The organism is Pseudidiomarina sp. PP-1MA (genome assembly GCF_041200125.1).
Lineage (GTDB): Bacteria > Pseudomonadota > Gammaproteobacteria > Enterobacterales > Alteromonadaceae > Pseudidiomarina > Pseudidiomarina fusca.
Map to the genome: position 1 here is coordinate 1,650,716 of NZ_CP165718.1, position 13,544 is coordinate 1,664,259.

Below are 13,544 nucleotides of genomic sequence, written 5' to 3' on the forward strand. Positions count from 1 at the left end.
CCGGACGTATTTTATTCATGACTCAGGTATCAATTTTCAGCCCTCCTACTCCAACTTCAGCAAGTATTGATCTTACCTGGCAAGAGTTACATGGCAGTAGCGTTGCTATGGCCCTAGGCCAAACTATTGAAAATCATCCCGGTCCAGTCTTGATAGTGACGCCTGATGCGCCACAAGCGCACCGTCTCGAGCAAGAAATAGCCTACTTTACGCCAACTTGGCGTGATCACTTGTGGGTGTTTCCTGATTGGGAAACCCTACCTTACGATAGCTTTTCACCGCACCAAGATATTATTTCTGAGCGTCTCAAAGTGCTCGCGCAATTGCCAGATCTCAAACGCGGAGCTTTGATTGTATCACTCAATACCTTGCTGCACCGGGTGGCACCGAAAGATTTTGTCAGCGGTCAGACATTGCAGTTGGGCAAAGGGCAGCAGCTAGATATTCACCAGCTACGACAACGCTTAGAGCGGGCTGGATACCGCCATGTGGCGCAAGTCATGGAGCATGGTGAGTTTTGCGTGCGCGGCTCGCTCCTTGATTTATTCCCGATGGGCTGTGATGAGCCCTACCGGCTTGATTTTTTTGACGACGAATTAGACTCTATTCGACTGTTTGATCCAGATACCCAACTGTCGGCAACCGAAATAGACGCAATCAATTTACTGCCGGCTCACGAGTTTCCTACTAACGAGACCGCAATTGAGGGGTTTCGGGCTCGCTACCGCGACTTGTTTAATGCCTCAAATGAGCGCGATTCAGTGTATTACCAGGTCTCTAATAAACAATTCCCGGGCGGTATCGAGTATTACCAACCGCTGTTTTTTGAGCAGATGGCGACCTTATTTGATTATCTACCGGACAATGCCCTGCTGGTTACTTTTGGTGATATCCAAGGCAGTTTAGACAGCCTCTGGCATGACATTCAGCAACGTTATGAACAACGCCGCTATGATCCCTTGCGTCCATTGTTGGCACCGCATCAAGTGTTCATGACGGTCGATCAACTACATGCTAGATTTAAGCAATTGCCGCGGGTGCGTGCCATGGTACCCAGCGATAAAGCTCAGCCGGGGCCGCAGCACTTTGCTACCGAAGCCCTTGCCGATATCGCAGTTAATCACCAGCTCAAAGACCCGCTGCAAAACTTACGCAACAAGCTCACCCAGCTACAGCAGCAACAGTACCGCGTGCTATTTTTAGTTGAATCTGCAGGTCGCCGTGAAAGCCTACGAGAACTACTGGCACCACTTAAGTTGGCGCTCGCGGAAGTAGACGATCTGCAACAATTTGTCGATGGCAGCGCGCAGACAGCTATTAGCATTGCTCCGGTCGTGCACTCGTTTCTTCTCCCGGCCCAACAACTTGCCATTATTACTGAAACTGAGTTGCTAGGGCACCGCATTAGCCAGCGTCGCCGCAAAGAGTCACAAACTGGCATCAACGCCGAGAATATGGTGCGTAACTTAGCTGAGTTACGTATCGGCCAACCGGTGGTGCACATTGATCATGGTGTAGGTCGTTATCAGGGGCTGAAAACCCTAGAGGCTGGTGGTATCACAACCGAGTTTGTGACTATTGAGTATGCCCAACAAAGCATTTTATATGTTCCGGTAGCCTCACTCCATGTTCTGAGCCGTTACAGCGGAGGTGAAGAAGCGTCAGCTCCACTGCACAAATTAGGCAACGACCAGTGGGAAAAAGCCAAACGCAAAGCGGCAGAAAAAATTCGTGATGTGGCCGCAGAGTTGCTTGATGTCTATGCTAGACGCGAAGCCAAGCCAGGCTATGCTTTTCAGCTTAACCAAGACGATTATCGCCGGTTTGCGGCGAGTTTTCCGTTTGAAGAAACGGACGATCAACAACAGGCGATCGCTGGCGTGCTCGATGACATGCAAAGTGACCGAGCTATGGATCGTCTAGTGTGTGGCGATGTAGGTTTCGGTAAAACAGAAGTAGCCATGCGCGCTGCTTTTGTTGCGGTTAACGATGGCAAGCAAGTGGCAGTATTAGTGCCGACGACCCTGTTGGCACAACAGCATTTTGAGAACTTTAAAGATCGCTTTGCTGATTGGCCCATCCGCGTAGAAGTACTGTCACGTTTTAAAACCAGCAAACAAACCAAACAAATCCTAGCAGACCTCGCCGCTGGTAAGATTGATTTGGTGATTGGCACTCACAAATTACTGAGCGCCGATGTGGCCTTTCACGATCTTGGCTTGCTGATTGTCGATGAAGAACATCGCTTTGGTGTTCGGCAAAAAGAAGCGATTAAGCGTTTACGTGCTGATGTTGATATTCTTACCTTAACCGCAACGCCAATTCCAAGAACTTTAAATATGGCCATGCATGGGGTGCGAGATTTATCCATTATTGCGACCCCACCCGCCAAACGTTTGGCCGTTAAGACCTTCGTACGCGAGTATGATGAACCCACTATTCGTGAGGCTGTGTTACGCGAAATTTTGCGCGGAGGCCAAGTATATTTCCTCCACAACAATGTTGAAACCATTGAAAAAACTGCACGCGAATTGGCAGAATTAGTGCCCGAAGCACGCATCACTGTGGCGCATGGACAGATGCGTGAGCGTGAACTTGAACGTATCATGTCTGATTTTTATCATCAGCGTTTCAATGTCTTGGTTTGTACCACTATTGTTGAAACAGGCATTGATGTGCCTACGGCCAATACCATCATTATGGACCGCGCTGATCATTTGGGCTTGGCGCAGATGCACCAGTTACGTGGTCGCGTCGGGCGCTCCCATCATCAAGCTTATGCCTATTTGTTAACGCCGCATCCAAAACGCATGACCAAAGATGCCTTGAAACGGCTAGAGGCTATTTCGCAGCTGGAAGATCTTGGTGCTGGCTTTATGCTAGCTACTCATGATTTGGAAATTCGTGGCGCTGGTGAACTATTAGGTGACGAGCAAAGTGGCCAAATTGAAAGCATCGGCTTTACCTTATACATGGAGATGCTCGAGCAGGCCGTGCAAGCCATGCGTGATGGTAAAGAACCAGCACTTGAGCAATTGTTAAAAGCCCAAGCAGAGATTGAGTTACGTGTTCCTGCGTTGCTGCCAGAAGATTATATCGGCGATGTGAATATTCGATTAAGCCTGTACAAGCGTATTGCTAGCGCCAACGGCTCACGCGAGTTAGATGAAATTCAAGTTGAGTTAATCGACCGCTTTGGTTTACTGCCCGAACCCGTTAAAAACTTAGTACGAGTAACGGCTATTCGTAACCAAGCTGCGTTGCTGGGGCTGCGCAAAGTAGAAGGTAGTCAACAGGGAATTAGCTTGGAGTTTGGCCCAGATAATAAGGTACAACCAGCACAACTGATTGAGCTTATCCAAAGCCAACCGAATGTCTATAAACTAGACGGTCCTAATCGTTTACGCATTCTTATGAAAACTGAAGATACTCAAGCACGGTTGAAACTGGTAGAGTCTCTGTTGGAGCAATTATTACGAGGCACAGAATGAGGCTTTTAACTAGGCTAAGTAGCAGCCATTCACTTCGCCCCCAAGCAAAACTCTTAGGCTCAGTAGCAGCATGGCTGGTGCCGTTGGCGGTCATGATCACCAGTAGCATGTTAGCTCCCACTGCGGTTGCCCAAAGTAAACTAAGTGACCCCGAAAGCTGGCGCTGGTTTGAAGTCGAAGTTTTAGTTTTTAAACACCTCGATGCTGATACCAGTGAAAACTTCCCGTGGCTAGCACCACGCCAATTGCGCCCCACGCATGACTTGTTAAGCAGCTACTACGCACCTGATTTTTGGGCACTCTTGTTCGATTTGCCCGTTTGCCCAGAAGCTGGAACTGAAGCTGAAAGCTCTGCGATTCGCGCTCCAAGCCTCTGGTGTGCCCAGCAAGCTGAATTAGATTTAGAGCAGCGCCGGCCTTGGTATCAGCCCGAGCTGATGCTCCGCAGCCTAGCGCAGGCACCAACCAAGGTGATCAGCGGTTATAACGGCGATATCAATACGGCAACGCGCCCCTTTTTGCTCGATGCAAGCCAACATCAGTTAACTGAGATGCGTGAGCAACTAGAACGTCGGCGAGTGGGGACACCTTTACTCCATGTCACCTACCGCACCCCGGTCTTTACTCGTAATCAGAATTACAGCCTACGCCTGTTTGGTGGCAAAAATTACGGTCATGAGTATGCACCTTCGGGCTATCAACTACCACCGGTAGTCAGTGCTACTGACCTACCATCGCAACCTAAAGCCGCGCTGACTGAAAGCGAAGCAACTGCGCCGGCGAGCGAGCAATTATTCACCGAACTTAACTGGTTACTAGAACAAGCCAACCAGCAACAATTGCAATTAAATTACAGTGATACGGGCACGCCGAATCCGCCACCATTGCGCCAGCCCCGGCCAGACAACCAACGCACTGAGGCGGTGTGGGAGCTTGATGGCTTGCTTCATATTTATTTGGTAGGCAACTATTTACATATCGACAGCCAGTTAGAGCTGCGCGAACCCCAAGCAGTGCGCTTCAATCAACGTCAATTAAGTGCGCAAGTTGAGCAGGCACTGCAACAGCTAACAGCAACTGAAAGTACTAGTGATTGGTTCTTACGAAGTTACCGCTTAGAACAGTTACGCCGAGTGATTAGTCACGAAACCCATTACTTTGATCATCCTAAATTAGGCTTAGTGGTACAAATTAGACGGACCGATCGCTCCGCTAGACGCTAGTCAGGGAGAGATATCTATGGAAAAATACGAAGAATTATTATTAGCTTTGCGCAAGGTGATTCGCGCGACTGATTTGTATTCAAAGCAGTTGAATAAAACAACCGGGCTGACCGCGCCACAACTGCTGATTTTACGTGAGATAGCAGCCTGCCCCGCCGGGATAACTGCCAGCTCAGTTGCACAGAATATTACCTTAAGCCCAGCCACCGTAAGTAACGTGATTGACCGTCTTGAACACCGGCAGTTGATTCACCGCGAACGCAGTACGTTAGATAAACGTCGCGTGGTATTAACATTAACAGCGGCAGGTCAGGCCCGTTTAGCTGATGCCCCGCGACCTTTGCAAGAAAACTTTATCGGTAAGTTTCAAGCGCTCGCTGATTGGGAACAATCCCAATTGGTGGCAGCGATGCAACGAATTGCCACCATGATGGATGCAGAAAAACTAGATGCAGCCGAGATACTTGAAGTAGGAAGCTATGAACAACAAAAATTCAATTCGCGCTAACATTCCAACCAAGAAGTTAATCCGTGCGGTTGCACTTGCGCCACTAGCCTTGATGCTGGCCAGTTGTGCCAATACTGAAACCAATCCTGCCTGCCTTGCTGACACCACCCCCATTGCGACCATTCAGGGGTCCAGCGACAGCTCTGCGCTGGTTGGTCAAATGGTTACCACGCGGGGCATTATTACCGCTGATTGGACTGCAACGGAGCAACTGGGTGGTTTTTTTATCCAAAGTATCAGTGCCGACCAAGATCAAGACCCAGCTACTGCTGAAGGACTTTTTATTGCCACTGAAGAGTTACCGGCAACGGCTGCAGCAGGTAGTTTCGTTTATGTGACCGGGGTGGTTGCTGAAGCGCAACAATTAACGCAACTGCAGCAAGTTAGCAACGTCAGCATCTGTAGTACGCCACAAACGTTACCTGAACCGATCGCTCTGCAGCTGCCTCAGGCTGAGGCGAATAGTTTTGAGCAATACGAGGGCATGTTAGTTGCCTTTGCCCAAGATTTAGTAGTTAACGGACACTATCAGTTAGCGCGCCATGGCCAATTTGAAGTTGCCCATGAACGCCTCTATACCCCAACCCAAGTGGTTGCTCCTGGAGCCGATGCCCAGCAACTTGCACAGCAAAACCAACTGGCGAAATTACTGATTGATGACAATCAGGCACCGAACCCTACTCAAGTACCTTTCCCTGCGCCTGAGTTAAGTGCAGATAATACCTTGCGCAGCGGTGATACTCTGAAGGGTGCCGTAGGTATTATGAGCCAATATCAGCGTCAGTACCGCTTGCAACCAACCACTCAGTTAACGTTTGAGGCTAGTAATCCGCGCCCTGCGGCACTGCCACAACCGGCCCAAAACACCATTCGAGTGGCGGCTTTTAACGTCCTTAATTATTTTAACGGCGAAGGCGACGCAAAAACTTTCCCTACCCAACGGGGTGCTAAAACTGCCGCACAATTTAAACGCCAACACGATAAAATTGTGGCCGCCTTGGCAGCGATGAATGCTGACATCATAGGTTTAATGGAAATTGAGAACGATGGCTACGCTGAGCACAGCGCTATTGTTGAGTTAACCCAGGCGCTAGCAGTTAAAACAGGTCAGCCTTGGCGTTTTATTCAGGCAGGTGACGAGCGTTTTGGTAGCGATACCATCACCAATGGCTTGCTTTACCGCAGCGACAAAGTAGAGCCTCAAGGAGCCGTTGTAAGCATCAATCAGGCTCCGTTTGATAGCCGTAGCCGGTTACCACTGATTCAACGTTTTGCACCACTTAATACGGTCGAAAATCTAGTAGTTGCCGTTAACCACTTTAAATCTAAGGGCAGTTGCCCGAAAGATAGTAGCCACCCGGATGCGAATCAAGACGATGGCCAAGCCTGTTGGAATGCCACGCGCACCCAATCGGCTGAACTCTTAGCTGATACGTTAGACCAGCACCCCGAGCTGAGCCGGCATAGCTTACGAGTGCTGCTCGGTGACTTTAACGCATACGCCAAAGAAGACCCTATCACCACCCTGCTTAGCAAAGGTTACTACAATCGTTTGGATAGCTTTGACGCAGCAGCATACAGCTATGTGTATGACGCTCAAGCAGGCAGTCTTGATCATTTGCTGGTATCAGCAGCATTGAACCCGCGGGTAGTTATGCAAGGTATCTGGTCGATCAACGCTGATGAGCCAACTGCGCTGCAGTACAGTTACGCTGATACCCAAGCTCATTGGTATGCGCCATCTGCTTATCGAGCTTCTGACCATGACCCTGTGTATGCTGATATTCAATTTTAAGTAACAACCATGAGCGCAACAGGGTTTGGTCAACCGGTAAGTGTCACGCTGGTGCAAGCAGCCCAGCGTGGCCAAAGCAAAGCCCAACGGCGATTATTTGAGCAATTTCAACGGCCCGTACTGCAAACCCTGTTTGGCTTGTGTCATGACCGTGAGCAAGCCAAAGATTGGGCGCAAGAAGTCTTTCTGCAAGCCTTTGCAAAGCTACCCCAACTACGTGAGCCACAAGCTTTTGGCGGCTGGTTGAAAAAGTCTGCAATAAACTATGCCCTCGCACAACTCAGAAAGCAGCATCTTGATCTAGACCTCGACAGCGATTATCAGCAACTGCTTGATACTAACTCAGACCCCAGCCAAACCGCCGACTGGCACAGTTTTGGTGAGTTAGAAAACATTCTGCCAGTATTAACTGCTGCCGAACGCAGCTTAGTATGGTTATACTTAGTAGAAGACTATAATCATAATGAATTAGCTGACATGTTTGATACCACTGCTGCTACTGTGCGTAAAAGGTATCAACGCGCCCTAGACAAATTGCGGCAAGCACAACAATCCGATGCACCCACAGGAGGCCCCGATGACGTCTCGTGAAGAGCAACAGCTGAAACAACAACTGCGCCAATGGTCGGCCCAGCAAACCGCAGATTTGCACCTGACTTGGCCTAAGCCACGCCGGCGCCAACTTACCTTAGCTCGCTGGCCCTGGTTATTGTTGCCGACTGCGGCTACACTGGCCTGGTTTTGGTTAGCCGGACCCTACCATCAACAAATGATCCCAGCGACCGCTCCAGCAAGCTCACAACAACCGATGCTGCTGGCTGCCGACTATCAACTAGAAACCATGGATCGGCAAATTCAACAAGCGGTGTTGGCAGAGGCCGACAGCGCCACCATTGAGCAACTTTTAGCCGCTCGTAACAGCATGTTGACTAGGGACGCTTGGTAAGATGACTGCTTATTATCGCTGGGTTGTAGTTACCCTCACTTTGTTACTTGCAGTTTGCTTTAGCGCTGTAGCGGCGCAGCAAACTGAAGAGCAGATTCGCCAACAGGCACGAGATGCCGCTATTGCCGCCAGTAAGCTCTATGGTTCACAGCCAGCCGTATTATTGCAGGAGCCGCCGCGTAGCTATATTGATTGGGGTGCGGTGTTGCGCACCAACGGTACCGTGTTGGTGGTGCGTAGCAACAGCACGGCCGCTCAATTAGGTTTGCAACAAGGCGATGTCGTACAACAGGTCGATGATTTAGTGTTGACGGAGGTTGGTTTAGACGCGGTGTTAGGTTATCTCGAAAGTTTGGAGCATCAGCAGCAGGTCACCCTACAAGTGCTGCGCCAACAACAAAGTATCACCCTCTCGGGTCCAGCCCAAGCTACCTTGATACCCGGCTGGCGGTTGATTGTTGATCATCAGTTTAATGAGCTCAACCTTACCACTAACCAAAGCAAGGTGTGTGGACGCATTAGCGTATTTCAACAACCACCAGCCGCACACGACTTGTATGCTGTGCTAATTACTCGTATTAATAACCGTAGCATTGATGCACAAACGGCAGTGGTGCAATTAAGTCCTGGTACCTATCAAATCGAGCTGATGGAATTGATTGCCAGCAAAGACTTTCGTCGTTATCGGCAACAACCACGCACGCAGACCTTTAGTTTAGAGGTGGCTGCCAATACCACCTACCATCTCGGTGCGCAGTATCCGTTAGCAGTAATAGACGATAACAGCCACGATTGGCTGCCGAAAGTGTGGAAGCGAACGCAGCGCCAGTGCACCGCCCAGTAATTGAACCTTAGCTTGTCATTAAGCTGTCATAGCTAAGTTTTAAGCTTTGCTATTAAACCTGCTTTATTTTTAGGAGTTGTTATGAAGTTTTCGGCCCCCGCGGTTAAATTTGGTCGCCTTGCCAGCAGTATTGCCGCTGCCCTGGTACTCAGCGCATGTGCTAACCAGCCAGCAGCTGACGGCAATAGCGCAGCAGCTAATGCAACGGCTACAAGCTCCGGTGCACCTAATATTATTTTCATGATTGGTGATGGTATGGGGTTTGAATACATTTCAGCCTATCGCTATGCCATGAGTGAACTTGGCGCCGGTGAGCTAGCAGCAACTCCTTTTGATGACCTGTTAACTGGCGCGGCAACTACCTATCCTGATGACGATACTTGGGTAACCGACTCAGCTGCAAGCGCAACTGCCCTTGCTACAGGTGTGAAAAGCTACAACGGCGCGATTGGAATTGATGCGAAAAAAAATCCACAACAAACGCTGATGGAAAAAGCTCGTGAACATGGCTGGGGCACAGGTGCTGTAGCTACCGTTCAAGTCAACCATGCCACTCCAGCAAGCTTTTTTACCCATCACCCTTCACGAAATCAATATAACGAGATTGCCGATAGCTATGCCAGCCAAGTCACTAACGGTGGCTGGAGCTTTGATGTGTTATTAGGTGGCGGCTATCAGTATTTTCATCGGGATGATAAAAACTGGCTGCCGCAGTTGCAGCAGCAAGGTTTGAGCATCCTTACCGATGCCACTGAACTGGATCAACAACAGCAACTGCCGGTATTAGGCTTGTTTGCTGACAAAGCCTTACCTTTCGCCATCGATGATAAGCCTGGCCGCCTTGCTCACATGACCAGCCAAGCATTACGCTTACTCACCGAGCAAAGCCAGCAAACCAACAAGCCGTTTGCCTTGATGGTAGAAGGCAGCATGATTGACTGGTGTGGGCATGCCAACGATATCGCTTGTGCGGTGCATGAGATGGCCGATTTTGCTGCCGCAGTGCAGGTTGTGCGTGAGTACCTAGCGCAGCACCCAAATACCCTATTAGTGATCACTGCCGACCATTCAACCGGTGGTTTAACCCTAGGCCAAGGCGGTGAATACGCATGGCATTCAGAACAGGTTATGGGCATTACTGCTTCGTTAGAGCAAATGACCAAGCAATTATTGCAACTACCGCGTGAGCAATGGCGTGATTATCTAGCCCCAATCCTGAACTTACCGGTAACGGAACAACAATGGCAGCAGCTAGAGCAAGTGCAGATTGACGACTCATTGCGTGGCCGCGATCGGCAATATCCGCTAGGTAAGGTATTGGTACAAATCATTAGCGAACACACTCGCACCGGCTGGACCACCACCGGTCACACCGCGGTTGATGTTCCGGTGATGGCAACCGGCCCTGGTGCGGAGGCCTTCCGTGGCTATTTAGACAACACCGAGTTAGCTCAAGCATTGCTGCAACTGGTACGCTAATCTAACTGCTTAAGCATGCCAGCCTAGCTCATCTGCCCGTTGCTGAGCTAGGGCTGGCACATCAGTTTTTATAAAGTGATGATGCATGATCTGCACCCCGAGCAGATGATTAATAAGTGCATCTAACTGTACTTTTTCATCGATAGGCACCTGCTCTGATTCGTGTCGCTGAAACACTTCTTGTACCTGTTGATAATCCAGTAATCCTGCTTCCGCAATAGCTTCAGCTGATAAATAGTGCTGCGCCAACTTCAATACCGCCTGCCATTTAGCTGGATCTGTGTGGGCCGGCGGCGCCATAAAGGCAAATTTCTCGCGCTTATACAATACCTCGGGCAGGAGTCCCCTCATTGCTTCACGCAACACATACTTTTCTTTATTGCCTTTGATACGCAAATGCGGCGGTACCTTGAATGCATACTCCGCCAAATGATGATCTAAGAACGCTGGCCGTGCTTCCATCGAGTGAGCCATATCAACTCGGTCTCCGCCCCAAGTTAAAATCTGCCCTTCTAACATGGTCTTGATCCACACATATTGTGCTCTATCCAGTGGATGACGACCTTGTAACATGGTTTCATCTAAGGTCTCAGCAATAGCTTTACCAGCGTCATAATCTTCTAAGTACTGCCTTCTCTTAGCCGCGATTAATGGCAAAGCTTGTTCACCACAACTCAGCCAAGGCTGCACACAACTCGGAGTAAATCCCATTTTAGCGTTGAAAGCAGGGCTAATGAATTCTTCACGCGCTAACATAGCACCCTTAAAGAGTTGATTATTTTTCTCTAACAACTGCTGCCAGGCTTGCCGCTCCGACTCAGGGAGATGGTCGAGCCCGTGCAAGAACATATCTTTACGAAACGCCGGATATCCGGCAAACAACTCATCAGAGCCCTCACCTGTTAATACCACCTTATAGCCCACCTGATTAACTTGCTGGCTCATAAGATACTTAGCCACCCCAAGGGTATTATAAATGGTACGTTCGGTATGCCAGATGGTGGCGACAAAATGGTCATACAAATCATCGCTATTTAGCCGCATAATATGATGTTCGGCACCGGTCGCTGCAGCCATTTCTTCAGCAATAGGCGTTTCATCGTAAGCGTCGGCATCAAACCCAATGGTAAAAGCTTTAATCGGATGCTGACTGGCGGCTGCTGATAAGCCTAAAATAGCACAGCTATCAATCCCGCCTGACAAATAGCATCCCACCGGCACATCTGCCGTTAAACGATGCTGAACCGCCTCGAGCAAGTGCTTGCGAACCCCATCAATGTATTCTTGTTCGTTCACCTCAGCGCCAGGATAATCACTCTCTAGCGGAAAATTCACATCCCAATAGCAGTGCGAAGAAATATCCAGTTGCCCATGGCGTCGTTTGATTTTTACCACATGCCCCGGAGGCACTTGATAGACCCCTTGAAAGGCCGTAGTGCCTGGCACCATCACTTGAATTAACTGGTGATATAGGCCTTCGTCGGAAAACTCTCGAGTTACTTCAGGATGGGCAAACAGCACTTTTAACTCAGATCCAAACACTACACCGGTTTCTGTCATGGTGTAATACAAGGGTTTGATGCCAAAGCGGTCGCGCACAAGATAGAGACAATCTTCGGTTTGATCGTACAAACTAAAAGCAAACTCGCCCCGCAAATGCGTCAGCGTTTCAGCTAAACCATAGGCTTGGTAGAGATGCAGTACAATTTCTGAATCACTTTTACTCTGAAAACGAGCCCCTGCTGCAGTTAATTCCGCTCGAATTCTTTTAAAATCATAGAATTCACCATTATGAGCCAATAGCAAGTTACCGTCTGTAGAGACAAATGGCTGGCGCCCACGCTGTTCATTGAGGTCGATAATAGACAACCGCGCATGGCTAAAACCTACGCCCGTATCTTTTAAAATTTGGTAACCAAAGCCATCAGGACCACGATGGTGCATGATGGCTGCCATATTGACCAAGGTTTGCGGCTGTGGTGCTTGGCCATGCTGATTAAAAATTCCGGCTATTCCACACATACAACTCTCCTTGCGTTAGACAACATCAATCACTCGCTCAGCACGCTCTACCATACAGGTCAGCAACGCCATACGTAAAAATACTGCCCCTCGAGCTTGGCTAAAGTACCAATTGTGCGGGGTATGATCTAACTCCGTTGAAAGCTCTTCGCCGCGGGCTAACGGATGTAAAATAATCGCATCTGCTTTAAGTGGCGACTTAGCATGTAAATGAAAAGCATCACCGTAGGTATGAAAGGTATCGCCCTCCCACGAGATAGCATTGATGTAAACCACATCGAGACTAGGTAAACAATCGTTGAGCTCGGTACTCGTGGTCACCTTAATGCCACGTTGCGATAATTGCTCTCGTTGCCCCGGCGCAAAAAGCTCAGCGCTGCTGGCGGCATCATGAATAATCACCAACTCACTCACCACATGAGCAAATACGGAGAGGCCTTTCAGCAAACTACGCACCGTGCGCATTTTATTAGGAACCCCAATCACACCGATCTTAATTTGGGCCCCCGAACTGGCATCCAACAGCTCGGGGCGCCACTTGAAGATGGCATACAAATCAGCCAATGCTTGGGTGGGATGCTCGTCTAAGCCATTGCCAGCGTTAATAATGGGGATGCGCAACGCATCCATCATTTCATACAAGGACGATTGCTGGTTGTCTCTAAGCACCACACAATCCCCGTAGTTATTAAACATCTCAGCCACGTCAGCTAAAGCCTCACCTTTGGCAATCCCCGTTGTAGAACGATCGGTAATCGACATGATATCGCCACCTAATCGGTGCCAAGCGCTTTCAAAGCTTAACCGCGTACGAGTGCTAGGCTCATAAAAGGCACTAATCAGGATCTTATTTTGCAAAGGTGAGCTAAACCGCTTCGGATTACTTTCTATTTTTGCCGCCAGCCGAAACAGTTGCTTCATGGTGTTCTGATCGAGCTGATCGCCCGTCACTATGTGTTGGTTGGCTAGTTGCAAGAGATAATCGCCATCTTCTTGAATCGCCCTCAGCAAGGCCTTGGGATGAGCGTCTCCGTACACATCCGGCCGCTTACGCTCAAACGAAATATCATTTGTATTCATAAATTTAGCTTCCTAACTTAAGATAATCTGGGGCTACCACAGGCCTTGCTGACGCCAATCGCGCACCCACAGCAACAAGAGTACTAGGGGCGCCACAGCGGCTAACACCAAGCAACTTAAAATGAGTCCTTGTAACCATTCTGCGCTTATCAACAT

At 49.2% G+C, this 13,544-nt stretch carries 11 protein-coding genes; 8 read left to right on the top strand and 3 right to left on the bottom strand.

Features of this window, described 5'->3' with window-relative positions; all coding sequences use genetic code 11:
* Nucleotides 1–17: 17 nt before the first annotated feature.
* The 8 genes from mfd (at nt 18) to AB8S08_RS07945 (ending at nt 10,286) form a co-directional block, all read left to right on the top strand.
* A complete protein-coding gene (mfd, locus tag AB8S08_RS07910) occupies nt 18–3,491 on the top strand; it encodes a transcription-repair coupling factor (protein ID WP_369742426.1) in 3,474 nt (1,157 codons plus the stop codon).
* Nucleotides 3,488–4,714 (top strand): CsiV family protein, encoded by a 1,227-nt coding sequence (locus tag AB8S08_RS07915; protein ID WP_369742427.1) that lies wholly within the window; start codon nt 3,488–3,490, stop codon nt 4,712–4,714. The genes mfd and AB8S08_RS07915 overlap by 4 nt, the downstream gene beginning before the upstream one ends.
* A 16-nt stretch (nt 4,715–4,730) precedes the next feature.
* On the top strand, nt 4,731–5,222 hold the full coding sequence (locus AB8S08_RS07920; protein WP_110075364.1) for a MarR family winged helix-turn-helix transcriptional regulator: 492 nt from the start codon (nt 4,731–4,733) through the stop codon (nt 5,220–5,222).
* Nucleotides 5,194–7,017 (top strand): ExeM/NucH family extracellular endonuclease, encoded by a 1,824-nt coding sequence (locus tag AB8S08_RS07925; RefSeq protein ID WP_369742428.1) that lies wholly within the window; start codon nt 5,194–5,196, stop codon nt 7,015–7,017. Before AB8S08_RS07920 ends, AB8S08_RS07925 begins: the two co-directional genes overlap by 29 nt.
* A gap of 9 nt (nt 7,018–7,026) precedes the next feature.
* Nucleotides 7,027–7,608 (top strand): RNA polymerase sigma factor, encoded by a 582-nt coding sequence (locus AB8S08_RS07930; protein WP_369742429.1) that lies wholly within the window; start codon nt 7,027–7,029, stop codon nt 7,606–7,608.
* Nucleotides 7,595–7,963, top strand: coding sequence for a hypothetical protein (locus AB8S08_RS07935; protein WP_110075367.1), 369 nt, complete (start codon nt 7,595–7,597; stop codon nt 7,961–7,963). The genes AB8S08_RS07930 and AB8S08_RS07935 overlap by 14 nt, the downstream gene beginning before the upstream one ends.
* Before the next feature lies 1 nt (nt 7,964).
* Entirely contained in the window at nt 7,965–8,807 is an 843-nt protein-coding gene (locus AB8S08_RS07940) for a hypothetical protein (RefSeq protein WP_369742430.1), read from the top strand.
* 81 nt (nt 8,808–8,888) lie between these two features.
* Nucleotides 8,889–10,286: an alkaline phosphatase gene (locus AB8S08_RS07945; protein ID WP_369742431.1), complete on the top strand. Its 1,398-nt coding sequence runs from the start codon at nt 8,889–8,891 to the stop codon at nt 10,284–10,286.
* A gap of 9 nt (nt 10,287–10,295) precedes the next feature.
* Here the strand turns inward: AB8S08_RS07945 and asnB are convergent, their stop codons facing one another.
* From asnB to AB8S08_RS07960, 3 genes are read right to left on the bottom strand one after another with little or no spacing between them, the layout of a single operon-like run.
* Nucleotides 10,296–12,308 carry an asparagine synthase (glutamine-hydrolyzing) gene (gene asnB, locus AB8S08_RS07950; RefSeq protein ID WP_313932155.1) on the bottom strand — a complete coding sequence of 671 codons (2,013 nt, stop codon included), beginning with the start codon at nt 12,306–12,308 and terminating at the stop codon, nt 10,296–10,298.
* Between the two features lie 15 nt (nt 12,309–12,323).
* Complete coding sequence (locus AB8S08_RS07955) at nt 12,324–13,388, bottom strand: aspartate carbamoyltransferase (protein WP_369742432.1); 1,065 nt, start codon at nt 13,386–13,388, stop codon at nt 12,324–12,326.
* A 33-nt stretch (nt 13,389–13,421) separates the two neighbouring features.
* Complete coding sequence (locus AB8S08_RS07960; RefSeq protein ID WP_257119960.1) at nt 13,422–13,544, bottom strand: hypothetical protein; 123 nt, start codon at nt 13,542–13,544, stop codon at nt 13,422–13,424.